Annotated in this window: 17 protein-coding genes; 10 read left to right on the forward strand and 7 right to left on the reverse strand. The window is 65.9% G+C overall.

What is annotated here, in order from left to right:
* Nucleotides 1-81 precede the first annotated feature (81 nt).
* Nucleotides 82-1,407 carry a type VII secretion-associated protein gene (locus ACRVY7_RS00875; protein ID WP_431815649.1) on the reverse strand — a complete coding sequence of 442 codons (1,326 nt, stop codon included), beginning with the start codon at nt 1,405-1,407 and terminating at the stop codon, nt 82-84.
* Nucleotides 1,404-5,591, reverse strand: a complete 4,188-nt coding sequence (gene eccCa, locus ACRVY7_RS00880; protein ID WP_431815650.1) for a type VII secretion protein EccCa — start codon at nt 5,589-5,591, stop codon at nt 1,404-1,406. The genes ACRVY7_RS00875 and eccCa overlap by 4 nt, the downstream gene beginning before the upstream one ends.
* Nucleotides 5,592-5,717: 126 nt before the next feature.
* Here eccCa and eccD point away from each other — a divergent pair, with 126 nt between their 5' ends.
* Nucleotides 5,718-7,289, forward strand: coding sequence for a type VII secretion integral membrane protein EccD (gene eccD, locus ACRVY7_RS00885; RefSeq protein WP_431815651.1), 1,572 nt, complete (start codon nt 5,718-5,720; stop codon nt 7,287-7,289).
* A 38-nt stretch (nt 7,290-7,327) separates the two neighbouring features.
* Complete coding sequence (gene mycP / locus ACRVY7_RS00890; RefSeq protein WP_431815652.1) at nt 7,328-8,674, forward strand: type VII secretion-associated serine protease mycosin; 1,347 nt, start codon at nt 7,328-7,330, stop codon at nt 8,672-8,674.
* Nucleotides 8,675-8,706: 32 nt separating this feature from the next.
* Here mycP and ACRVY7_RS00895 read toward each other — a convergent pair whose 3' ends face one another.
* Nucleotides 8,707-9,663 (reverse strand): 4-hydroxy-3-methylbut-2-enyl diphosphate reductase, encoded by a 957-nt coding sequence (locus ACRVY7_RS00895; RefSeq protein ID WP_431815653.1) that lies wholly within the window; start codon nt 9,661-9,663, stop codon nt 8,707-8,709.
* A gap of 83 nt (nt 9,664-9,746) precedes the next feature.
* Between ACRVY7_RS00895 and ACRVY7_RS00900 the strand changes: the two genes are divergently transcribed.
* From ACRVY7_RS00900 to ACRVY7_RS00910, 3 genes are read left to right on the forward strand one after another with little or no spacing between them, the layout of a single operon-like run.
* Entirely contained in the window at nt 9,747-10,610 is an 864-nt protein-coding gene (locus ACRVY7_RS00900) for a lipid droplet-associated protein (RefSeq protein WP_431815654.1), read from the forward strand.
* The gene (gene xseA / locus ACRVY7_RS00905; RefSeq protein ID WP_431815655.1) at nt 10,607-11,953 is read left to right on the forward strand and encodes an exodeoxyribonuclease VII large subunit; all 1,347 of its coding nucleotides are present in this window, start codon (nt 10,607-10,609) and stop codon (nt 11,951-11,953) included. Before ACRVY7_RS00900 ends, xseA begins: the two co-directional genes overlap by 4 nt.
* Nucleotides 11,950-12,243 carry an exodeoxyribonuclease VII small subunit gene (locus ACRVY7_RS00910; protein ID WP_431815656.1) on the forward strand — a complete coding sequence of 98 codons (294 nt, stop codon included), beginning with the start codon at nt 11,950-11,952 and terminating at the stop codon, nt 12,241-12,243. Before xseA ends, ACRVY7_RS00910 begins: the two co-directional genes overlap by 4 nt.
* Nucleotides 12,244-12,298: 55 nt before the next feature.
* Here ACRVY7_RS00910 and ACRVY7_RS00915 read toward each other — a convergent pair whose 3' ends face one another.
* Nucleotides 12,299-12,865 carry a DUF4245 domain-containing protein gene (locus ACRVY7_RS00915; RefSeq protein ID WP_431815657.1) on the reverse strand — a complete coding sequence of 189 codons (567 nt, stop codon included), beginning with the start codon at nt 12,863-12,865 and terminating at the stop codon, nt 12,299-12,301.
* A 103-nt stretch (nt 12,866-12,968) separates the two neighbouring features.
* Between ACRVY7_RS00915 and ACRVY7_RS00920 the strand changes: the two genes are divergently transcribed.
* The 3 genes from ACRVY7_RS00920 to glpX all read left to right on the forward strand — a co-directional run bounded on the left by ACRVY7_RS00920 (nt 12,969) and on the right by glpX (nt 16,473).
* Nucleotides 12,969-14,504, forward strand: coding sequence for an ABC transporter permease subunit (locus tag ACRVY7_RS00920; protein WP_431815658.1), 1,536 nt, complete (start codon nt 12,969-12,971; stop codon nt 14,502-14,504).
* Entirely contained in the window at nt 14,501-15,313 is an 813-nt protein-coding gene (locus tag ACRVY7_RS00925) for an amino acid ABC transporter ATP-binding protein (RefSeq protein WP_431815659.1), read from the forward strand. Before ACRVY7_RS00920 ends, ACRVY7_RS00925 begins: the two co-directional genes overlap by 4 nt.
* A 164-nt stretch (nt 15,314-15,477) precedes the next feature.
* Nucleotides 15,478-16,473 (forward strand): class II fructose-bisphosphatase, encoded by a 996-nt coding sequence (glpX, locus tag ACRVY7_RS00930; RefSeq protein ID WP_049699629.1) that lies wholly within the window; start codon nt 15,478-15,480, stop codon nt 16,471-16,473.
* 8 nt (nt 16,474-16,481) lie between these two features.
* Here glpX and ACRVY7_RS00935 read toward each other — a convergent pair whose 3' ends face one another.
* Genes ACRVY7_RS00935 through ACRVY7_RS00945 form a run of 3 tightly spaced genes read right to left on the reverse strand, consistent with a single transcriptional unit; the run spans nt 16,482 to nt 21,666 of the window.
* On the reverse strand, nt 16,482-17,918 hold the full coding sequence (locus ACRVY7_RS00935; RefSeq protein ID WP_431815660.1) for a wax ester/triacylglycerol synthase domain-containing protein: 1,437 nt from the start codon (nt 17,916-17,918) through the stop codon (nt 16,482-16,484).
* Complete coding sequence (locus ACRVY7_RS00940; RefSeq protein WP_431815661.1) at nt 17,915-19,429, reverse strand: HAD-IB family hydrolase; 1,515 nt, start codon at nt 19,427-19,429, stop codon at nt 17,915-17,917. Before ACRVY7_RS00940 ends, ACRVY7_RS00935 begins: the two co-directional genes overlap by 4 nt.
* Nucleotides 19,426-21,666 carry a glycerol-3-phosphate 1-O-acyltransferase gene (locus tag ACRVY7_RS00945; RefSeq protein WP_431816368.1) on the reverse strand — a complete coding sequence of 747 codons (2,241 nt, stop codon included), beginning with the start codon at nt 21,664-21,666 and terminating at the stop codon, nt 19,426-19,428. The genes ACRVY7_RS00940 and ACRVY7_RS00945 overlap by 4 nt, the downstream gene beginning before the upstream one ends.
* A gap of 188 nt (nt 21,667-21,854) precedes the next feature.
* Between ACRVY7_RS00945 and ACRVY7_RS00950 the strand changes: the two genes are divergently transcribed.
* Together ACRVY7_RS00950 and ACRVY7_RS00955 are read left to right on the forward strand one after the other, a co-directional pair.
* On the forward strand, nt 21,855-23,543 hold the full coding sequence (locus tag ACRVY7_RS00950; RefSeq protein WP_064869533.1) for a fumarate hydratase: 1,689 nt from the start codon (nt 21,855-21,857) through the stop codon (nt 23,541-23,543).
* An 87-nt stretch (nt 23,544-23,630) separates the two neighbouring features.
* Nucleotides 23,631-25,031 (forward strand): class II fumarate hydratase, encoded by a 1,401-nt coding sequence (locus ACRVY7_RS00955; protein WP_431815662.1) that lies wholly within the window; start codon nt 23,631-23,633, stop codon nt 25,029-25,031.
* Nucleotides 25,032-25,034: the final 3 nt, after the last annotated feature.

Genomic DNA, 25,034 nt, shown 5'->3' on the forward strand with positions numbered 1-25,034 from the left:
CGCGCGGGAGCGAAGGTGTCACGCACCAGCGATTCAGAGTACGCGACGCCGCAGGTCAGGGTCAAAACGCGGCCGGCGGCCTCACGGGACGATCCGCGCCGTCGACACAGCCCGTGCACAGTGGGCGTCGACCGATTCTCCCGCAGAACCGGCCTGGCACCCGATACTCACCTGAAGGTCGTCGTCGACCAGCACGTACCAGCGGATCGCCGACCCCGACGCCGGCGCCTCTCTGTAGGCGATCACCTCGCGATCTCCGAACCTCGTCGACGCCGAGAACTCACTCACCACGTCGTCTCCACGCTGACTGATCCGGTTGCGCAGACTGTTCGCCACCGAGTCGAGCGTCGACGCCGACCGGACGTCGCTCTGCACGAGGAGTATCCGACCACCGGACCCCGGATCGGTGAAGACACTGCGGGTCTGGCCCTCGCCACGATCGGTCGGATCGCCGGGCATCGGCGGTGCACTGTGATGCCAGCCGGCGGGCACCGAGAGCGTCGTGCGGCCGACCACGGCGTCGCGGTATGCCGGACCCTGTGGCGCGTCGTGTCGCCATCCGACGACTCCGAGCACCACCAGACCGACGACCAGCGCGGCACAGCATGCGATCGGCAGTCGGTACCGCCGCGCGAACGACTGGCGTGCACGTGTGTCGTCCGGTTGAGCACCCACCGCCTCGGGTAGCGGGGCGATAACCGTCGTCCGTGCTCCGTGCCGACGGACAAGTCCCCGATCGACCGGAACGACGCGTCCGGCGACGGTGTGCGCGCAGATCTCCTCGATCGCGGCGCGTACCTGATTCCGGTCGGCACCGTCGACGAATACCGCCTCGACCGAGTCGTCGATGAGCTCGACGATCTTTTCCCCCGCCTGCGCATCGCCGTCGACAGTAATGACGCCGCTGCGCTCGATCGCCCATCCCGCGGAGGTACGAACCATCCGCGCAACGTCCCAGGTCGGTGCCACCGTGTCGGCCGGATAGCTCGGCCGGTGTGTCGTCTCGACGACCACGCAGTTGCCCATCACGGTGTCGCTGTGGCTGCGTGCCACGAGAACAGCGCGCGGTATCAGGCTCACGGGCGGGTGCATACCTGCCGCCGCCCGGAAGAGAACTCCGCACCGCACCGACCCCCAGGTGCTGGGGTGGCCGATCAGGATGGGTCTGCCGCTCACGCTGCGAGCGATGTTCCACAACACCTCACGCCACAGCTCTGCGACATCACGCGACGCACCTTTTACGGTCACCACGGCCGCGTCGATGTGGTCGAGCAGGAAGGTGACATCGAGGAGCTCCGGCCCGGTCATGGTGTCGACGACCGCCTCGCCGTACGCAAGATCGACGACGACCGGCAGGGCCGTCGGTGCCGCCGGTGCGAGCAGTTCCCGTGGGATCGTCGCGCTCACTGATCCGCCTCGAGGGACACCTGGATCATCTCCTGCGGCCTGACCCGCGACACGAGTTCTCCGCGGCCGGGCACGAGCTGCTGCATTCTGGATCGACCGACGATGTAGCCCTCGTCGCGGTCGCCGCTCATCAGCAGCACGTCGCTCGACAGGTCCTTCAGGCGGGCGATCACCGGATCGAACATCGCCCGACCGACGCCACCAGACCGACGTGCGAGCACGATGTGCAGTCCGATGTCGCGGGCGTGCGACGCCATCTCGACCAGCGGTTCGATCGGGTGCCGCGCGCCGGTGGCCACCATGTCGTAGTCGTCGATGATGACGTAGATGTCGGGGCCCGACCACCAGCTACGTTCCTTCAGCTGCTGCACCGTGAGGTCTTCCGGTGGCAGCCGATCACGGAAGTAGCCCGCGAGCTGGGTCATCATCGATCCCGCGTTCTCGGTCGAGCTCGCATAGCCCGCGAGATGATCGCCCTCGATGATGCCCAGCATCGTGCGGCGGAAGTCGACGAGGACGATCTTGACCTCGTCGGGCGTCGAATTGCGCACGAGCCCGTTCACGATCGTCCTGAGCACATTGGTCTTGCCGTGTTCGACGTCGGAGAACACCATGAAGTGCGGCTGAACGCCGAAGTCGAGGATGACGGGAGCAAGCTCGAGTTCGCCGACGCCGATCGCTACCTGGTTGGGCCCCAACGTGATCGACGACGCCGCCAACAACTCGTCGACGCGCTCACGCGTGATCTCGGTGCCGAGTTTGCGAACCGGCATCGCTTGCCGGTCGGGCCCGTAGATGGCCTGCAGCTTCTCGGCGGCGTGAGCGACGCCTGCGCGTAGCGATTGCGCCGAGGAGACCCCGTCGAGCCTCGGCAGCGCGATGAGCATGTGTAGCTCCTGTGCGGTGAGTCCGCGTCCTGGTCGATTCTGCGGCACCGATGCCGCCGCGCGCCTGCCCATCGTCGAATCGCTGGGGTCGCCGAGCCGCAGTTCGATCCGACTGCCCATCAGGTCGCGCATCGCCGGCTTGACCTCTGCCCATCTCGACGCCGCGATGACGACGTGGACTCCATACGAGAGTCCCTGTGAGACAAGCGTGCTGATCTGTTCGTCGAGGAAGTCGAATTCGCCGCGGAGCACCGCGATGCCGTCGAAGACGAGGAACACATCGCCGTGCCGGTCGTCGCCGAGAGGGTCGTCGTCGGCGAGGACTCCGGTGGCGAACCACTGCGACCGACGCGCGCGGAAATCCTGCATCGACTCGATTCCCAAGCGCGCGAACAACAATTCGCGACGGCGCAGGATCGCCGACACCTCGGCGACCGTGCGACGCACCGCGTCGAGGTCGCCACGCGAAGCCACCGACCCGACATGCGGGACACCGGTCAGACCCGCGAGGCTGCCTCCACCGAAATCGAGGCAGTAGAACTGAACCTGCTCGGGCGTGTGCGTTGCCGCCATCGACATGACCAGAGTCCGCAGCGTCGTCGACTTGCCCGACTGCGGGCCACCGACAACCGCGACATTGCCTGCGCCGCCGGACAGGTCGAGCAGGAGCAGGTCGCGACGCTGGTCATACGGGCGGTCGACGATGCCGACGGCAGCGACGAGATTGCCTGGTGCGGTAGCCCGGTTCACGTCCCAACCAGTAAGTGCATCGACTGTCGGCGACTCGTCGAGCGGCGGCAACCAGACACCGTGCGCCGCGGGTCCGTGTCCGGCAATCCTCCCGACAAGTGTCTGCAGCAACGTCGGAACCCCGACTCCGACGACGTCGGCACCGACGCTGCCGTTGTCACCGGAATCGCCCGACGCGCTTCCGTCGACCGCGTTCATGCCTGCAGTGCTCGCGTCGACGGCCGGCGGCTCCTCGTCGAGCAGCGCCAGCGCCGCATCGAGTATCGAACCTTCCTGCGCCACTGCGTAATCTGCCCCGCCGTAATCTGCACCGCCGTAACCTGCCCCGCCGTGGTCCGCGCCGTCGAGTGGCACCGGCAGCGCCGAGAACAATTTCATCGTGGCGCGCGGACGGTCGGGGTCCTCGTCGATCTCGTCGAGGTAGGCAGACGGCGAGTGATAGGCCCCTGACACATACGAGGTGTTGAACCTGATCGGTTCGGCGCTGTCACATTTGAGGTACGCAGAGCCCGGGACGCTCGGCAGATGGTAGGCGTCGGGAACGCCGAGCACCGACCTCGACTCGTTGGCCGAGAAGGTCTTCAGCCCGATGCGATACGACAGGTGACTGTCGAGACCGCGCAGCTTGCCCTCCTCCAACCGCTGCGAGGCCAGCAGCAGATGGATGTGCAGAGAACGCCCGAGCCTGCCGATCGCTACGAACAGCTCGGCGAAATCGGGCTTCTGGGAGAGCAATTCGGAGAACTCGTCGACGATGATGAACAGGGCAGGCATCGGCTCGAGACGCACACCCGACGCGCGCGCACGCTCGTACTCGGCGACGTTGGCGAAGTTTCCCGAGGCACGAAGCACCTCCTGGCGACGAGTCATCTCACCGGAGAGCGCATCCTTCATCCGATCGACCATCGCCAGCTCTTGTTCGAGGTTGGTGATGATCGCCGCGACGTGTGGCGCCGATTCGAGCCCCAGGAACGTCGCCCCGCCTTTGAAGTCGACGAGCACCAGGTTGAGTTCGGCGGGCGAATGGGTCGCCAACATCGACACGACAAGCGTGCGCAGAAACTCGGACTTCCCCGAACCCGTTGCGCCGATGCACAATCCGTGCGGCCCGGTTCCGCCGTGTGCGCTCTCTTTGATGTCGAGTTCGACAGGGGTTCCGTTCGGCTGGAAACCGATCGGGACACGCAGACGATCCTTGCCCGTCCGTCCGCGCCATTCGACAGCTGGATCGAATCGGGCAACATCGTCGATGCCGAGGAGAGCGGGCAGTCCCGGGTCTCCCGCCGTGGCTTCGGAGTCCAAGTTGGCCAGGCTCGCCGCGGTTGCTACATGATAACGAGCCAGTCTGCGTGCAATGGCCTCCGCTTCGGCGATCGTCAACCCATCCATGTCGGCGAACTCCTCGATGCCGACAGCGCTTCGCGCACAAACCTTTCCGCCGCGAATCGTCAGCTCGAGTCCGCGTCTCGCCGCGAGGCCGTCGGGCGGGGCGGACAGATCGAGAACGGTCACCTGCTCGGTACCGGCATCGTTGATCAGCCTCTCGTCACCGGCGACGTGGCCGTCGTCGATGATCACGACGAGATGCGCTCGACCGGCGACGGGCGGCGCGGATCTGCTGAATCGACCGCGGTCGAGTAGTTCCGCGGCAAGCGACGTCTCCAGATCAGCCAGCGACTCGAAAATCATGCGCATCGGCCCCAGTCCGTCACGAAGACTCGGATGTCCCACGTGAGGAAGCCATTTCGTCCAGTCCCACGCCTCGCCGACCGGGTCGGAGGTGACGATCGCGATCCGCAGATGGTCGGGCCCGTGGAACACGCACAGCTCTGCGACGAGGGCGCGCACCACGTCGCGTGTCTCCCCGCGCACGCCGCCGATGTTCACTGTCGGAAACCCGCGCAGGGAGATCGACGTCGGCAATCGGTGAACGACGGAATGTGTTCGGACGAAACGGCGTAACGCCACCATCGAGACGGGCTCGAGGTCTTCGGGTGGCCCGGTCTCTGGCGGCATCAGGCGTGTCGCGAGCCCGTGCGCGCCCACACCGATCCGGACGTGTGCGAAGTCGGCATCGGATGGCCGTCGTTCCCACATCCGGCGCGTACCGATGAGCGTCGGGAGTGCGCGCGGGTCGGGATGGCTCCAGGTCAGCGCTGCGCGTTGCGCGTCGACGGTGTCGCGGACCTGTTCCCGCAGTTGTCCGAGGTATCTGAAGTAGTCCTTGCGCTCCTCGTTGAGTTCCGCGGCGCGCTTACCCCCTCCCCGACCACCCGCGGCGAACATGCCGAACATCGACATGAGCATCATCAGCGGAAACATCATGAACAGCGGGTTGCTGAGAATGTTGCGACCGCCGGTCGCGAACATCAACGCCAGCATCCCGATGACCGCGACGACCATGACGACCGGAAGCAGCTTCATCAACAGGTTCCCGGGGACCACACGGGGAACGTCGGGCGGGGGCGCGATCGTCAACTCACCGCCGGGGGTACGCGGCATGGCGATCCGCGCACGCCGCACGAACCCCTCGGTCGTCGAAGCCAACTCATCTCCCCCACAGAACCCGGACACACGCTGCGCCTCATGGCTTCTAGCCCTGTTGAGACTTGGCTGGTCGTCGATGTCGTAGTTCGCTATGTTAACTCCCAACCGCGGGGAGAACGGACAAACATGACATCTGTGGACACGTCGAGGACGGGCGGGGGCAGCCCGGTCGGGGGCGGGCTGGTCGGGGGCAGCCCAGCCACCGAGCGAAGCACCGGCCGTACGACGTCGATCGAGCCGGCACTCGTGCGAGTGTCGGTCCTCGGCGGCAACACCCAACTCGACGTCGGGCTCCCCGCTGCCGTGCCGGTGGCAGTGCTGATCGGCGAACTCGTCGCCCAGATCACCTCACGCATCCCGGTCCAGCGCGACCAGGACGACCCCGACGTCGACCCCTCGACGCAGCCACCCGAGCGCCATCACCGTTGGACGCTCGCACTCGTCGGACAGCAACCGCTCGCGCCGAACCGAACGTTGTCGGAGTCAGGTGTTCGTGACGGCGACCTCCTGATGCTGCAGTCGGTCGACACCGGCGAATCGCCCGTGTTGTTCGACGACGTCGTCGACGCCGTCGCACGACTCAACGATTCGGTGTTCGCGACGTGGTCGCCGACCGCCGCGCGCTACAGCGGATACGTCGCGACCTTGGTGGCCACACTGGGTGCAGCCACATCGCTCGGCCTCACTCGACTCGGCGGAATGGGAAGCACGACAGCAATATTCGGTGCGATCGCGGCGCTGGCATTTCTTGTCGCCGCCGCGGTTGTCGCGCGACACTACGACGACGCGCCGTCGGCGACCGTGCTGTCGGCGTCGGCCATGCCATTCGCATTCGTCACTGGCCTGTTGACGCCTCCCGGCACTTTCGGCGCTGCCCACCTGGCGCTGGGGTGCGCGCTGGTCTTACTCGCCGCTGTCGTCTCGTATCGCGTGACCGCGGTCGGGCCGGTCACCCACAGCGCGCTGACCACTGCCGCCGCGCTGGCAGGCGGTGGAGCAGTCCTGGCGCTCGTCGCAGACGGCATGGGTGTTGAGAAGGTCTCGGCCGTCGTGGCGGCAGTCGGCCTGTTGACCGTGTGCACTGCATCGCGCGCAACGATCCTACTCACCAAACTGCCTGTGCCACCGGTACCGACGGCGGGCGCACCGATCGACCTCGACGTGTTCGAACCGACACCTGCGATCGAGGGGATCGGCGCTATCGGTGCGATTGCGCTACCCAAAGTCGATGCGCTCGAACGACGCTCGCATCTCGCCAACGCGTATCTGACCGGGATCATCGGCGGCGCAACCACTGTCACCGCACTAGCAGCATGTGGCACAGCCGCTCCCCTTTCGGGATTCCACGCGATCGCGGTCGCATACGCGATCGTCATCGGTCTGGTCCTGTGCCTGCGTGGTCGCTCGTACAGCGACCTTGCGCAGGCGGCAACACAGATCGCCGGTGGCGCGTTGACGGTGATCGCGGTCTTCGTCGGACTCGCGGTGGGCGATCCGTCGCCGTGGGCACTCGTCGGGTTCGGCGTCGCAACGGCACTGGCTGTCGTTGCCGTGATCGTCGGCAGACTCGCTGCGGCTCATGACTTCTCACCGATGCTGCGACGCAGCGCAGAACTGTTCGAGTACGCGTTGCTGCTCGCGGTCATCCCGTTGCTGCTGTGGATACTCGACCTTTACCGCATCGTGCGGGAGTTCTGACGTTGGCGCGCGCACGCGCATGTTCTGTTGTGGCGGCGATGGTCTCGTGCGTCGCGGTGCTCGTATGCTCGAGTGAGGCTCCCGCGCTTGCGGTGACACCACCTGTCATCGACGCCGCCGCGCTGGTCAGATCTGCGCCGGTGGCACCGCCCGAAGCCACAGAGCAACGCACGCTGTGTGCCACACCGATTGCCGCAGAGTCGTATTCGTCTGCGACGGGTGCGCAGGCGATGATGCGGCTGCCGGACGCCTGGCGATTCAGCAGGGGCACCGGACAGCGCGTCGCGGTGATCGACACCGGCGTGAGCCCGAGTCGACGACTCCCCCGGCTGACCGCGGGTGGCGACTACGTGTCGACCGGCGACGGTTTGTCCGACTGCGACGCACACGGCACACTCGTCGCGGGCATCATCGCGGGCGCGCCGAGCAGCACCGACGCCTTCACCGGCGTGGCACCCGACGCGTCGATCATCTCGATTCGTCAGTCGAGTACAGCGTTTGGCGCCAAACGTTCTCGCGGTTCTGACGATCCAAACGTGGGAAGTGGATACGGCTCGGTCCGCACGCTCGCCAACGCCGTGGTCCGCGCCGTCGACCTCGGCGCAACGGTCATCAACATCTCGGAGGTGGCGTGTGCCGCCGTAGGGTCCAAGCTCAACGACCGATCGCTCGGCGCCGCAGTGAGATACGCACACACGCGCGACGTCGTTGTCGTCGTCGCCGCGGGCAATCTGACGCGTGATTCGGCATGTTCGAGTCAGAATCCGATCCCCCGCGGCGACGACCCGACAGGCTGGCGTTCGGTCTCGATGATCGCGAGCCCCGCATGGTTCTCGCCGTATGTGCTCACGGTCGGCTCCGTGGACGCGGGCACCGGCGCCCCCAGCGATTTCAGCATCAACGGCCCGTGGGTATCTGTCGCAGCACCGGGAACCGACGTCGTCAGCATCGACGGCTCGGGGCGCGTCGTGTACGCGCAGCAGGACCAATCGGGACCAATCCCCCTGCGCGGCACCAGCTTTTCGACTGCCTACGTCAGCGGCCTCGTCGCGCTCGTTCGTGCGCGCTACCCGCGTCTGACCGCGGCCGCGGTCATCGATCGTGTCACCAGAACTGCCCACGCACCGGGCACCGGTCGCGACACCCGTATCGGATTCGGAGTCGTCGATCCCGTCGCGGCGCTCACCGCAGAACTCGACGACAGTCCGCGCGCCGACGCCGTCGCACATCCGATCGCGGCACCGCCGTCACCGCGGGCACCCGATCACACCGCTCGCAACGTCGCCCTGCTCGGTACGGGGGCAGCCGCGGTGCTCATCGTGGTGGTTCTCGCGCTAGCGCTGCCGCATCGACGCACCCGCACGCTCAGTCCCGACGAGTACTAGTACTGACTCGCCATGCCTACAACAACCGTCGGCTACTTCGACGACGTCCGCGCGGGCCGCAACTCGCGCGGCAGTGCGAACGTCAGCGTCTCCTCGGCGGTATTGACCTTCTCGACCGTGTCGTAGCCGCGTTCGGCGAGGTAGTCGAGCACTCCGCGCACCAAGACCTCGGGCACCGACGCACCGGAGGTGACGCCGACAGTCGAGACGCCGTCGAGCCACGAGTCGTCGATCTCGCGGGCGTAGTCGACAAGGTGGCCGTCCTTGGCGCCGTTCTGCACCGCGACCTCGACAAGCCGCACCGAGTTCGATGAGTTCTTGGACCCCACCACGATCACCAGGTCGCACTGCGGAGCCATCGCCTTCACCGCGACCTGGCGGTTCTGGGTGGCGTAACAGATGTCATCGCTTGGCGGGTCGTTCAGAAGAGGGAACTTTTCGCGCAGCCTGCGCACGGTTTCCATCGTCTCGTCGACGGACAGTGTCGTCTGCGAAAGCCAGATCACCTTGGACTCGTCGCGCACGGTCACCTTGTCGACGCTGTCGGGGCCGTCGACGATCTGGATGTGCTCGGGAGCCTCGCCGGAGGTTCCCTCGACCTCTTCGTGGCCCTCGTGACCGATCAGCAGGATGTCGTAATCGTCGCGGGCGAAACGCTTGGCCTCCTGGTGCACCTTGGTGACCAGCGGACAGGTGGCGTCGATGGTCTTGAGACTGCGGGCCGCAGCCGTGCGATGCACCTCCGGCGATACTCCGTGCGCGGAGAAGACGACGATCGCACCCTCCGGGACCTCGTCGGTCTCGCCGACGAACACGGCGCCACGCTCGGTGAGCGTGTCCACGACGTGCCTGTTGTGAACGATCTCTTTGCGCACGTAGACCGGTGCTCCGTGCTTGTCCAGGGCGCGTTCGACGGTCTCGACCGCACGGTCGACGCCCGCGCAGTAACCACGCGGCTCGGCCAGCAGGACACGCTTGGGTTCAGACATGGTCTCCAGGGTACGTGGTGTCATGCCCGCGAACCGCCGCACTTCGGGTTGGTGTGACGCAGACCAGATGGCAGAGTGTTGTCATGGTTCGCGCACCCTATCCTGCACGTATCGCCGCAGGTCTCATCGTCGTGGCAATCGAAGAGACCCGCCGACTGCCGACTCGCCTGTTCACGCTGCCCATGACAGCGGTTAGTCAGACGCTGCAAGCCGGTATGCGGGCACAGCAGCAGATCGCCGAGCTGGCCATCAAGGGCGACGAGGCGCTCGACCTTCTCTTCGACAAACCCGACGAACAGCCCGAGTGGGCACGCTTCGACGAAGACGAGCTGACCGAGATCGACCCCGGGACGCCCATCGAGAGTCCGGACACCGAACCAACCGTGACCCGGACCGCCCAGGTCACGACGCTGCATGCGGCACCGAAGATGACTGCGAAGTCGCCCACTGAGCCCGCCGCGGCGCAGAAGAAGTCGGCCCAAAAAAGTTCGGCCCCCAAGAGTTCGGCCCAGAAGGACACAGCGACAAAAGCCCCGAAGGCCACGGCCGAGACGAGCACGGCGACCAAGGACTCGACGCCCGCGAAGGCCACCCCCAAGGCGGAACCCGCGAAGACCACGACGCCGGCGTCGTCGAAGAGCACCACCGAGCCCGCGGCACCCCGTGCCGACGCAGGGCGGTTCGCGCTCTACAGCTCCGCACCCGCCGACCTCATCGCAGGTGAGACAGCCTCCTCCGACGACAACGTCTCCGACGTCGACAAGCCGGAGATCGTCGAGTTCATCGAGTACGACACCCTGACGCTGGCCCAACTGCGCGCCAAATTGCGGGCCGTCGACCTCGACGACCTCACCGCGCTGGTCACGTACGAGACGGCGACAAAGAACCGGGCGCCGTTCATCACGATGCTCGACAACCGGATCACCGCCCAGAACAAGCGGTCGTGACCTCGGCGAACGCAACGCCGCCCGGGAACTCCAGAGACAGCGGAAGCTCCAAGGACACGGGCAATAGCGCCGACAACCCGTGGCCGGTACGCACCGTCAACCGCAAGATCGCGGAGTGGATCAACCGGCTCGGGCAGATCTGGGTGGAGGGTCAGGTCACCCAGGTCTCGCGCCGACCAGGTACCCGAACCTCGTTCCTCACGCTGCGTGATCCGGCCGCCGACATCTCCATCACCGTCACCTGCAGCCCCGACCTGTTGATGCGCACCGAGGTGCCCGTGACCGAGGGCAGCCACGTCGTGATGCTCGGCCGACCCGACTTCTACGCCGGCCGCGGCACGATCTCGTTGCGCGTCACGGACATTCGGCCCATCGGCGTCGGCCAGTTACTCCTGCGCATCGAGCGTCTCAAACAACTCCTCGCGGCGGAGGGACTCTTCGATCCGCGCCTTAAACGGTCACTGCCATTCCTGCCCCGCACCGTCGGCTTGATCTCCGGACGCGCGAGCGCCGCGCAGCGCGACGTGATGTCGGTGGCGCAAGCACGATGGACGCAGGTGCGCTTCGCGGTCCGCGACGCTCCCGTCCAGGGACCGACAGCGGTGCCACGCATCCTGGCGCATCTCGCCGATCTCGACGCCGACCCCGAAATCGACGTCATCGTGATCGCACGCGGCGGTGGCAGCGTCGAGGATCTGCTCCCCTTCTCCGACGAGGCGCTGCTGCGGGCCGTCGCGGCATGCACCACGCCGGTCATCAGCGCAATCGGACACGAACCCGACAATCCGCTCCTCGACCTCGTCGCCGACATCCGCGCCGCCACCCCGACCGACGCGGCCAAGCGCGTCGTCCCCGACGTCACCGCCGAACTCGCGGGCATCGCAGAGATGCGCCGACGCAGCGCCCACGCACTGCGCAACTGGGTCCACCGCGAAGAACGGGTGATCGCGGGCCTGCGTGCACGGCCCGTCCTTGCCAATCCGTTCACCATGATCGATCGACGCTCCGACGACGTCGAACGCATGCGCCGCGATATCCGGCGCGACGTCAGCAGGATGGTCGACGCCGAGCACCGCCGCGTCGAGCATCTCTCCGCCCGCCTGTCGACACTCGGTCCGGCGCAGACGCTCGCCCGCGGGTACGCCGTCGTCCAACGTGTCGACGACGGCGACCCCCACGTGGTGACCTCGACCGACCAGATGCCCGCGGGCGCACGACTGCGCATCCGCGTCGGCGACGGCGCCGCCGCGGCTGAGGTCACGTCACCACAACCCGCCCCCGACGCCGAGAAGCACACAGCGAAGAGCACCGACACCCCCAGCACGAAGAGGAGCACGAAGTGACCGGCCCCGCGAAAGGCAAGTCCGCCAAGCCGATTCCGGTGGCGCAGCTCGGTTACGAGCAGGCACGCGACGAGCTCATCGAGGTCGTCACGACACTCGAACACGGCGGCCTCGACCTCGACGCATCGCTCGCGCTCTGGGAACGCGGCGAAGCACTGGCCACGCGGTGCGAGGAACACCTCACCGGCGCGCGTGACCGCATCGAGGCTGCCCTCTCACCCGACGAGGACGACGAGGACGACGAGGACGACGACGAGGAGTTCGACGACTCAGATCCCGACGAGGACTGAGCTCCTCCGAACGGGCGCGCCCGGACCGGGACTCCGAGAACAGGGCTAACGAGCCCTACTTCGGCAGCGGCTGCTGGGCGAGCACCGACTGCGCCATCTGCTCCATCTCGGAGTCGGGACCGCGCGACATCACGGCGATCCGCTCGTCGGAGAGATCGGTGATCCAGAACTTGTTGTCGTCGTGCGTCGAATAGGTCACCCAGGTGTGCCCGCCGATGTCCTTGGTGCCCGTTCCCGACGACACGTCGTCGCCGCCGAGCTTCTCGACGAGATCGTCCTCGGACGCATTGGTCTGCGTGAGCTGCAGATAGGCGCCGGTGCCGGTGACCCAACCGACGTTGCTCGACGTCGCGCCGCCTGCCATCTCCCCGGTGCTGCCCGAGTTCGGCTTCCAGCCCTCCGGTGTCGGGGGGCGTCGAATCGGAAACGGCATGGTCCGCGCGTCAGCGGCAAGTCCGTTGTAGACGTCGTACGCAGGGGTTTTGTCGTCGGACGCGGTGCCGGTCAGTCCCACCGAGCAGTTGCCGGAGGCGATCGCCACCAGCGCGCACACCGCCAGCAACGGGATCAGCGTCCAGATCATGTCCTTGCCGCTGGTCAGTATGCGGGGTTTGCTCGCCATGGCTGACGAGTATCCCAGCCGCACGCCGCACCCCTCGTCGCGCCCCTCGACCAGCGTGCCCGCTGCCACAATCGACTGTCACCGCCACGCGGTACGGTGCCGTATGCGCGCGCTACAGCTCGTCGTGTCCCGTGTCGGGTCCGTCGTCCGACTCGGCGGCAGGGGACGCATCGCCGTCGTCGTGTTGTCCGCACTGATCGCCGCGGCGACACTCGCTGCGTGCGGCGGTTCCGAGGATCAACGCAACGGCATGGACGAGATCCGTTCGTCCGGCGTGCTGCGCGTCGGCACCGAGGGCACCTACGCGCCGTTCAGCTACCGCGATCCCACGACGGGTGAGCTCGCAGGCTACGACGTCGACGTCGCGAATGCGGTCGCCAAGAAGATGGGCGTACGAGCCGAATTCGTCACCACCCCTTGGGATTCCATTTTCGCGGGACTCGAGTCGGGTCGATTCGACGTCGTCGCAAACCAGGTATCGATCACGCCGGAACGCAAGGCCAAATACGACCTCTCCAAGCCATACGCCGTCAGCGAGGGGGTGATCGTCACCCGCGCCGACGACAACTCCATCCGCTCGCTCGACGACCTCAAGGGCAAAACCACCGCGCAGTCGGCCACGAGCAACTGGGCACAGGTGGCCCGCGACGCAGGCGCGAACGTCGAATCCGTCGAGGGCTTCACCCAGGCGATCAAGCTGCTCAACCAGGGGCGCGTCCAGGCAACCGTGAACGACAGCGTCGCGGTCTACGCCTACTTCGCCGAGACCGGCGACAAGAGCGTCAAGATCGCCGCCAAGACCGGAGACACCAGCGAGCAGGCCTTCGCCGCCAGGAAGAACAGCGGAATCACCGGCGACATCAACAAGGCACTCGACGAGTTGAGCGCCGACGGAACCCTGTCGACCATCTCGCAGAAGTACCTCAAGGCCGACGCCAGCGGAAGCGCTGCCGCGCAACAGCAGCAGGCCGTACCGCGCAGCACGTGGAAGATCATCGGCGACAATCTCTGGCCGATGGCCAAGGCCACGATCACCGTCACCATTCCGCTCGCCGCGATCAGTTTCGTGATCGGGCTGGTGATCGCCCTGGTCGTCGCACTGGCACGGCTCTCGCAGACACGAGTGATCAACTGGCTGGCGCGCGTCTACATCTCGATCGTCCGTGGCACTCCACTGTTGGTGCAGTTGTTCATCATCTTCTACGCGCTACCCGAACTGGGCATCAAGGTGCCACCGTTCCCCGCCGCCGTCGTCGCGTTCTCACTGAACGTCGGCGGATACGCCGCCGAGATCATCCGCAGCGCGATCCTCTCGGTTCCGAAGGGGCAGACAGAAGCGGCCCAGACGATCGGCATGAACTACCGCACGACGATGCGTCGGATCATCCTGCCGCAGGCGGCGCGCAATGCGGTGCCGGGTCTGTCCAACACGCTGATCTCGTTGGTCAAAGACACCTCCCTCGCGTCGACGATCCTGGTGACAGAGCTGCTGCGCGTCGCCCAGCTCGCCGCGGCGCCGACGTTCGAGTTCTTCGCGCTCTACACCACCGCGGCCATCTACTACTGGATCGTGTGCATGGTCCTGTCAGCCCTGCAGAACAGGCTCGAGTCCCGCTTGGGAAGGTTCGTGACGCCATGAGTGAACCCATCAGTAATCAGCCAGAGAGAGTCGATCAGCCGGAGAGAGTCAATCAGCCGGAGAGAGTCGTCGACGTCGCGGGACTGCAGAAGTCCTTCGGCGACAACCACGTTCTGCGCGGGATCGACTTCACCGTCGACCGCGGCACCGTGACCGTCATCCTCGGTCCGTCCGGATCGGGCAAGACGACCATCCTGCGATCGCTCAACGCCCTCGACATCCCCGACGCCGGCGTCATCCGCGTCGGCGAGCAGACGATCGACTTCGGTGGCACGTACTCGAAGTCCGACGTCACCAGATACCGCGCGCAGAGCGCGATGGTGTTCCAGAACTACAACCTCTTCCCCCACATGACCGTCCTCGAGAACGTCATCGAGGGGCCGGTCACGGTGCAGCGCCACACCAAGGCCGACGCCATCGCCGAGGCCGATCGACTGCTCTCGAGCGTCGGGCTCGCCGAGAAGCGCGACCAGTACCCGCACCAGTTGTCGGGTGGCCAGCAGCAGCGAGTCGGGATCGTCCGCGCCGTCGCGCTCCACCCGCAGGTCCTGCTGTTCGACGAACCGACGTCGGCGCTCGATCCCGAACTCGTCGGCGACGTGCTGAAAGTGCTCAAGGGGCTCGCCGAGGAGAGCTGGACGATGGTCGTCGTGACCCACGAGATCCGATTCGCGCAGGAGGTCGCCGACCAGGTGCTGTTCGTCGACGGTGGTGTGATCGTCGAGCGCGGAGGTCCCGACGAGGTGATCGCCCATCCCGCGCAGGAACGCACGCGTCAGTTCCTCCGTCGCATCCTCGACCCCCTCTGAGCCCTCCACGACCCGCGTGCGCTGCATCGACGCGTCAGATCACGCCCGAGGCGGGTGAGTGAACTCGCACTCGCCATGAAAGGATGATTGACGGGCGTCGTTCGCCCACTGCCGCGTACGCCACTGCGGCCGCGTCACTGCCAACGCCAAGGAGTCGATCAGACATGACAGCCGAGAACCACCAGGCACCCGACCGCAACCTTGCCATGGAGCTGGTGCGGGTCACCGAGGCCGCGGCACTCGCCGCAGGACGCTGGGTGGGACGCGGCGAGAAGAAGAAGGGCGACGGTGCAGCCGTCGACGCGATGCGCGAGCTTCTCTCGACAGTCTCCATGCGCGGCGTCGTGGTGATCGGTGAGGGCGAAAAGGACGAGGCCCCGATGCTGTTCAACGGCGAAGAGGTCGGCAACGGATTCGGCCCTGACTGCGACGTCGCGGTCGACCCCATCGACGGCACCACACTGATGGCCGAGGGTCGCCCCAACTCGATCGCCGTCATCGCGGTCAGCGAGCGCGGCACCATGTACGACCCGTCAGCGGTCTTCTACATGGACAAGATCGCCGTCGGCCCGGAAGCCAAGGGCGCCATCAACATCGACGAGTCGGTCGAATGGAACGTCAACTCGGTCGCCAAGGCCAAGGGCATCGACGTCGGCGATCTGACCGTCGTGGTCCTCGACCGTCCGCGCCACGCCGACCTCATCGGCGAGATCCGCAGGGCAGGCGCCAAGATCCGCCTGATCTCCGACGGCGACGTCGCGGGCGCGATCGCCGCTGCCGGCGACTACTCGACGGTCGACATGCTCATGGGTGTCGGCGGTACCCCGGAGGGCATCATCACCGCGGTCGCGATGAAGTGCATGGGCGGCGAGATCCAGGGCAAGCTGTGGCCGCGCAACGACGAAGAGCGTCAGAAGGCGATCGACGCCGGACATGACCTCGACCGTGTGCTGGGCACCGACGACCTCGTCCGCGGCGAGAACTGCTTCTTCGCCGCGACCGGCGTCACCAATGGCGACATGCTGCGCGGCGTGACCTACCGCCGAGGCGGTGCGACGACCCGTTCGCTGGTCATGCGCTCGAAGTCGGGAACCATCCGCCGTATCGAGGCGGTGCACCGCACCACCAAGCTGCGCGAATACGCCCGCCTCGATATCTAGCGAAACCCTTATACGACGCGCCGCATCCCGACCCGGTCGGTGACATCACCGGTCGGTTCGGCGACGGCGAGCACCTCGTCGAACCCGGCGACGATGCACTCGGCGAACAGTTCCGGATCCGAGATCGACGCGGCGTCGCAGTTCAGCCCGAGGCATGCCGTGGCGTTGTGCGTGATCATCGTCGCCATCACCGCGCATCCCGGGAGCGGACCGAACGGGAACAACCGCTCGACCTTCGCACCCGCGACGAACGTCTCCCACGGGATACCCGGTACGTTGCTGGCCTGCAGATCGTTCATGCTCGTCGCGCCACTGAACTGACCGAGAAGCTCACCGGGCATCCACGCCAGCACCGATCCGAGGGTGTTGAAGATGTCGACGGCGGGCTCGGTGCGTGCGGCACGCACCTGCTCACGGATCGTCAATACCCGCTCGAACGGGTCGTCGATGCCCATCGGCCCGGCGAGCCTGCCGACCGCGATGCGGTTGCCGCCCTCGGGATCCTCTGGTCGACGCACCGAGATCGGGATCGCGACGGGAATCGCGTCGACCTGCTCGCCCATCTTCTCGTGATAGATGCGGAAGCCACCGATCAGCCCGCCGAGGTAGACGTCGTTGATCGACGCCTTCATCGACTTCGCCACGGCTTTCAACTCGACGAACGGCACCTCGAACGCGAGGAAGCGCCACGAGAGACTGCGCTCCGCGAGCAGTGGCGAACCGGGCGGACTGACGAGGCCGGCAACGCGCGGCACCGAGCGCCCGTATCGCAGCACCTTGCTCAACGCATGCTTGGGATCGGTCAGCGCCAACGCCCCACGCAACACCACACCCGCCCGGTACGGGGTACGTCGAATCTCCTCCCCCACCTGTCGAGCGAGTACCTCGAGCGCCGACAGTTCGGTCGGCGGCGGCGCGGGCGGCTGAGGCTTGTTCGGGATCGGCTCGCGCGACGGCGAATGTAGTTGCGCGAGAGCGAGAATCGCGCCGAGCCCATCGGTCAGCGCGTGATGCGCCTTGAGGAAGTAGGCGGTCTTGCCGTCGGCGAGACCGGTGATCAGGTAGCCCTCCCATGGCGGTCGGGCCGGGTCGAGCGCGGTCATCGCCAGTTGTTCACACGTCGACAGCAGTTCGCCCATCGAGCCGTCGCCGGGCAGCCTGATGCGTCGAACGTGATAGTGCAGATCGAACTCCGGGTCGACAGCCCAACTCGGGGTGCCGGTGTGCAGCGGCGAATCCACCACGCGCGAACGGAATCTGGGCGCCATCCGGCTGCCCCAGTCGTGCGCCGCGATCAGCCTGTCCCAGTCGGGCTCGCAGTCGTAGATCTCGATCATCGAGATCGTCCCACGCAGTCGACGGTCGGTGTCGCCGCGCCACATCAGCGCGTCGACCGGACTCATGTGCTGCTCGGTGCCCCAATCGAGGGGTTGATCCTCACTCATTCGACAACCTCCCCTGCGTCGTCGCTACCGCTCTCGTCGTGTTGCGATTCATCGTCTTCCGCAGTTCCGTTCGGCACTGGCCACTCCGCCAGCGCGGTGATGAACATCTGACGTACCTCTTCGGTGTGGTCGTCGATGGTCTCCGCCTGCCACGCCGATGTGTCGACGGGCGGCAACACTCGCACCTCGATCGTGCCCGGTGCCACGAGTTGCGAACCGCGCCACATCAATTCGCCCACGTTGCGCAGCACAACAGGCACGACGGGCACCCCGGCCTGCATGGCGATGTGGAATGGCCCCTTCTTGAACCGTCCGATCCGTGGCGTCGGCGATCGCGTCCCCTCCGGCGCGACGACCAGTGACGCGCCCTCGTCGCGCAGCTTGCGCACCGCGGGTTCGAGCTGATTGATGGCCTTGCCCGCGTCGGCGCGATCGATGAACACCAACCCGGCCGCGTCGAGGATCTGACCGAATACCGGAAGTCGTTGGATCTCTTTCTTTGCCACACCCGTCGCGTCGCGTTGAATCAGGTGAATCATGACGGGGAGGTCGAGTTTCGACTGATGGTTGAACGCGAACACGCAGGGACGGTCCGACGTCAGGTTCTCCTTGCCGTCGAGCACGTCGACATGCACACCTGCCAACGCCAACCCGACGTCGTTTCCGGTAGCGATGCCCGTCTGGACGGCGCTTTCGAATCGGCTACGCGCCACGACGCCGCCCGCGATTCCGGCAGCGGCACCAGCGAGAAACGACCCGTACATCGCGCCGGTACGCAACGCCATCCCGAAGCGATTGTGCGACGGATTGCGTAGCTCGAGGATCGGCCACCCCCTCGACTCCGCCTCGGCCCGCAGCGTCCTACGGGGCGATACCGCCGCGGGATGTCCGACGCTTTCGAGATACGGGATGTCCTCGTTGCCGTCGCTGTATGCGAAGGACGCGTCGAGATCCATGTCGTACTCGCGCGCCAGTGAGCGCACCGCCGCCGCTTTGCCCGGCCCCCACAGCGGACGGCCGAGGACCTCTCCGGTGACGATGCCGTCGACCACCTCGACGTCGGTGGCCAGGGCGTGATCGGCCTCGATCTCGCGTGCGATGGGCTCGATCTGGAATCGCGTAGCCGACGACGCGATCACGATGCGATGCCCCATCTCGCGGTGCGCGTTGAGGATCTGCCACATCTGAGGGCGTAGTTTGGCGGCAGTCTCCTGCCGAAAGAGCCTGTCCCCCAGGTCCAACAGTTCCGCGTACGTCTTGCCCGCGAACGTCGGTTTGGTCGCCTGGAGCACCTCGGCGTAGTCCTGTTCGGATTCCACTCCGCGCAGGCCGATGAGTGCGAAGTCGGCGACCTCTCCGATCCCGAACTCCATACTTCGAATCCGGGCTCCGAAAAGCGCTGTCGCAGAGAATCCTTCGATCAGAGTTCCGTCGTAGTCGAAGAACGCACCGATGTGCTTGCCGCGCGGTGCGGAGCGGATTTCGGCCAGGCGATCGCCCAGTGCGCTCATACCGCCGTCACTCCTGTCTGCTCCGCCTCGATCTCGGCGATTCTGGCAAGACGATCCCGCATGTCCTCGACCTCGTCGAGCCACTCCTGCCGTGCCGCAACCAGATCGCGTCCGTCGTGGGGATCGATCAGTCCCCGATTGTCGGCCAGCTTGTACGCGGCGGTGTAGAGCTCCGTCGACACCGAATCCCTGCTCTTCACCACACCTTGCAGCGCAAGTTGTTTACCCAATCCGAGGCAATCGGTGATGATCTCCTGCTTGTCGCGGGACTCCTCGCCCAGCTCAACCAGCCGTCGGGACATGACCAGCTGTGCGTCGAAGAACGGCTGGAGGGTTCTGCGGGCAAACAGCTCGCCCGACATCGCGACGAAGGTGTCGTGCAACCATGCGGGCGTCGGCCTGACGGTCCGCCACTCGGGCGCGATGAGATCCATCTCGGCACCGAGACGGTGCAGAAACTCCTGCTTGGTCGGGAAGAAGAACTCGAACTTCAGCAGATCCCGAATCCGCAGCGCCTCGGCTTGTGCTGCTGCCAGACGTGTTTCGCGATCGTCGTCGATGGTGCGACGGTCCGCAGCGAACAACGCGACCTCGACGATCGCGCGGTCGACGAAATGATGGATCGCCCCATTGCGGTAGTACGCGGCCACCGCGTGGTTGTCCCCGGCGATCGACCACACATCGTCGACGCCGCCCGCGAAATGGGTCAGCACGCCCGCGTCGGTCAGTTCCTTCAACGTCGATTTCAGACCGAGTCCCCGGCACATCGCCGGATCAGGCCCCGGTAGCTCGCGCCGCTCGATATAGGCGAGCAGCGGTCGCAGGATGTCCTCGATCTCCTTGGCGGTATACGCCCGGTCGCCCGCCCCGAGCAGTGCGAAGCCTGCGAGCGACGTCGCCGAGATCGGTGTCGCCGCGTTGATCTCGTCCATCACCTTGAATGCGATCTTCTCCAGGCGTGCGGGATCGTCCTCGCTCAACTCCAGGATCGACTCCCGTAGCGAGAACGGTTCGCCGAACCGCACGCGCGCCTCACCGAGGTAGGACCGCTGTGCTTTGGCGTACTTCAGCAGCCACGTCACATCTTCGGGTTTCTTTGCGCCACCGGCGGATTCGCGCGTGATAGCCGCGATCTCGTGCAGCTGGTCGTAGACGATGGACGTGGGCACGACCATCATGTCCGCGGTGTCGAGTTGCTCGACGGCGTCGACGACGTAGGCGAGCAGCCCCATCATCGGCGGGCGTAGCTTGCCCGTGCGACTTCGGCCGCCCTCGATGTACCACTCGAGATTGAAACGCTTCTCGACGATGAACGACAGGTATGCGCGCATCGCGAACTTGTAGATCGGATCGTCGCCGAACTTACGGCGAATGAAGATCACTCCGGCGCGTCGGGCGATGGCCGCGAGTGGCCAGAGCGCGAGGTTGTTGCCGCCGAGTACCAGATTGGGCGGAAAGTCGTGGCGCCGTAGCGCATCCGAGAGAACCAACGTGTCGACGTACGACCGGTGCGACGGCAAGAACACCAAGCCGTGGGTCTTGTTGAGACTGCGCAGTTCACTCAACGTGTCGAGGTCGACCGAGACCGTCCAGGTACGTTCGTACAGCTTGCCGAAGGTCGTCGAGAACACGTCGTCCATCAGTGGGCTCTGTGTGGCCACGAACGTCGACATCTTGTCGATCGCATCCTGAATGATTGCCGCCGCCGGACGGCCGAGATCGGCGGCGAGCTTCGCGGCATTCGTCTGAAAGCGAGCCGACGAACCGATCTGCTGCGCGACGAGTTTGGGCACCTTGTAGCGGTCACCGATCAGTTGCCGTTCGGCGCGCTCAGCGGACAGTGCTGCCGCCAATTCGACGAACTGGCCGAAATCCTCGCCCTCGGCCGACGACTGCTCGTGCCTGCGACGCAACTCCTCCACCGTCGCCGGTTCTCCGGCGACCACACGAACGCGGTCGGGCGCACGCTTCTTGATCGCCCCCTGGCGAAACGCGGGTGGTCGACGCGGGTTGGACAGCACCAGAACGTCGGCCATCGAGACGCGGCGCTCGCCCTTGCGCATCGGGGGAAGCCAGACGACGCGTGCGGGGATCAGCGTCGTTGTCGGGTCGAGGGCTTCGGGATCGACTTCGTCGAGTGTGCGCACCGGGGCGTCGGGATGCTTACTCGCCGCCCATTCGGCGACGGCCTCGCGTTCAAGGTTCGTCCGAACCTCGGCGAGCACGATTGCGGCCAATGGGTTCCCCTCCCGTGTTGACATCAGTGAATCGGAGACAGTTGAGTGAACTGTGATCCACCACACAGTAATACCCCTTCCGTTCGTCACGCACATCGGACTATGAGCGTGACGAATCCCCGTGGCGTGGCCCACATCAGGTACCAGGACACCGGAGGGCCACTGACCGGCCGCGATAGGATTCTCGCGTGAGCAAACCAGCCCTTGCTCCGGAGTTTCGCTATGCCGAATTGCTACCCTCCGGCGCCGATGACACGCCCTATCGCCTGATCACCACAGAGGGGGTCTCGACGGTCGAAGTCGACGGCCAGACCTTCCTCAAGGTCGCGCCGGAAGCCCTCGAACGCCTGACGTCAGAGGCGATGCACGACATCAGCCACTACCTGCGTCCCGCACACCTGCGGCAGCTGCGCAAGATCATTGACGACCCCGAGGCGTCGGGCAACGACCGTTTCGTCGCGCTCGACCTGCTCAAGAACGTCAACATCTCCGCGGGCGGCGTCCTGCCGATGTGTCAGGACACCGGCACCGCGATCGTCATGGGCAAGAAGTCCGAGGGAGTGCTGACCGGCGTCGACGACGGCGAGTGGATCTCGCGCGGTGTCTACGACGCGTACACCAAACTCAACCTGCGCTACTCACAGCTCGCACCGTTGACGACGTACGACGAGAAGAACACGGGCACCAATCTGCCTGCGCAGGTGGAGATCTACTCCACGCAGCAGGGGCCGAAGGGGCCTGAGTACAAGTTCCTCTTCATGGCCAAGGGCGGCGGCAGCGCCAACAAGTCGTTCCTGTTCCAGGAGACCAAGGCGATCCTCAACCCCGACCGCCTGCTGACCTTCCTCGACGAGAAGATCCGGTCACTGGGCACCGCGGCCTGTCCGCCGTACCACCTCGCGGTCGTCATCGGCGGGACGTCGGCCGAATTCGCTTTGAAGACAGCGAAATACGCGTCGGCGCACTACCTCGACACGCTGCCGACAGAGGGCTCGATGTCGGCGCACGGCTTCCGAGACGTCGAGTTGGAGGAAGAGGTCTTCAAGCTGACACAGTCCTTCGGAATCGGCGCTCAATTCGGCGGTAAGTACTTCTGCCACGACGTCCGCGTCGTGCGTCTGCCTCGCCACGGGGCGTCGTGCCCGGTGGCGATCGCCGTCTCGTGCTCGGCCGACCGCCAGGCCCTGGGCAAGATCACCTCCGAGGGCGTCTTCCTCGAGCAACTCGAAACCGACCCGGCGCAGTACATGCCGGACGCCGGCGTCGCCGAGGACATCGAGGGCGGCCAGGTCGTCGACATCGATCTCAACCGGCCGATGCCCGAGATCCTCGCCGAACTGTCGAAGTACCCGGTCAAGACCCGACTGTCGCTGACCGGACCTCTCGTCGTGGCTCGCGATATCGCGCACGCCAAGATCAAAGAGCGCCTCGACGCCGGCGAACCGATGCCGCAGTATCTGCGCGATCACCCCGTCTACTACGCGGGTCCGGCCAAGACTCCCGCGGGCATGGCGTCGGGCTCGTTCGGGCCGACGACGGCGGGTCGCATGGACTCCTACGTCGAGCAGTTCCAGGCCGCGGGCGGATCAATGGTCATGTTGGCCAAGGGAAATCGCTCGAAGCAGGTCACCCAGGCGTGCGACGCCCACGGCGGCTTCTACCTCGGTTCGATCGGTGGCCCCGCCGCCCGCCTCGCCCTCGATTGCATCAAGAGCCAGGAGGTCATCGAGTACCCGGAGCTCGGCATGGAGGCGGTCTGGAAGATCGAGGTCGAGAACTTCCCTGCGTTCATCGTCGTCGACGACAAGGGCAACGACTTCTTCACCGACCCGTCGGGCACGGTGACGGTCCCGCTGGGGGTGCGTGTCAGGTCCTGACCGGGCCGAGAATTGGCGGCAGGTCGCGGCGAGTAGCGTGGATTGAGGTAGTCCTAACCCACCGCAGACACTCGGAGGACGCATCAGATGAGCGAGCAGCAGTACCGCATCGAGCACGACACCATGGGCGAGGTCAAGGTCCCCGTCGACGCACTCTGGCGCGCACAGACGCAACGCGCCGTCGAGAACTTCCCGATCAGCCACCGTCCGCTCGAGCGCACGCAGATCCGTGCGATGGGACTGCTCAAGGCCGCATGTGCGCAGGTCAATAAGGACCTCGGGCTGCTCGACGCGACCAAGGCCGACGCCATCATCGCCGCGGCCAAGGAGATCGCCGACGGCAAGCACGACGACCAGTTCCCCATCGACGTGTTCCAGACCGGGTCGGGCACCAGCTCGAACATGAACGCCAACGAGGTCATCGCGTCGATCGCGAAGGCGAACGGCGTCGAGGTTCACCCGAATGACGACGTCAACATGTCGCAGTCGTCGAACGACACCTTCCCCACCGCGACACACGTCGCAGCAACCGAAGCCGTCGTCACCGACCTGATCCCCGCGCTCGATCACCTGCGGTTGGCACTGCTCGCCAAGGCAGAGGAATGGCGTGAGGTGGTCAAGAGTGGTCGTACCCACCTGATGGACGCGGTACCGGTCACGCTCGGCCAGGAGTTCAGCGGCTACACCAGGGCTGTGGAAGCAGGCATCGAGCGTCTTGTCGCGACACTGCCGCGGGTCGGCGAGGTACCCATCGGCGGAACCGCCGTCGGAACGGGTCTCAACGCGCCCGACCACTTCGGCACCAAGGTTGTCGAAGAACTGGTCAAGCTCACCGACGTCGACTCGATCACGTTGGCCAAGAACAACTTCGAGGCGCAGGCTGCCCGCGACGGACTTGTCGAGCTCTCGGGTCAGCTCAAGACCATCGCGGTCTCGTTGACCAAGATCGCCAACGACGTCCGGTGGATGGGTTCCGGTCCGCTCACCGGGTTGGCCGAGATCCACCTCCCCGACCTCCAGCCGGGCAGTTCGATCATGCCGGGCAAGGTCAATCCTGTTCTCCCCGAGGCAGTTACGCAGGTGGCGGCGCAGGTCATCGGCAACGACGCCGCGGTGACCTGGGGCGGCGGCAACGGCGCGTTCGAGCTGAACGTCTACATCCCGATGATGGCGCGCAACGTCCTCGAATCACTGAAGCTCCTCGCCAACGTCTCGCGACTGTTCGCCGATCGCTGTATCTCCGGCCTGAAGGCCGACGAAGACCGTCTGCGGACTCTCGCCGAGAGCTCACCATCGATCGTCACGCCACTCAACTCGGCCATCGGTTACGAGGAGGCCGCGGCCGTCGCGAAGCAGGCTCTCAAGGAGAAGAAGACGATTCGGCAGACCGTTCTCGATCGTGGTCTCGTCCCCGACAAGCTCAGCGAGGAAGAGCTCGACAAGCGCCTCGACGTGTTGAAGATGGCCAACCTCGATCACAAGCGCTGAGTC

The organism is Gordonia jacobaea (assembly GCF_965344965.1).
GTDB lineage: Bacteria > Actinomycetota > Actinomycetes > Mycobacteriales > Mycobacteriaceae > Gordonia > Gordonia jacobaea.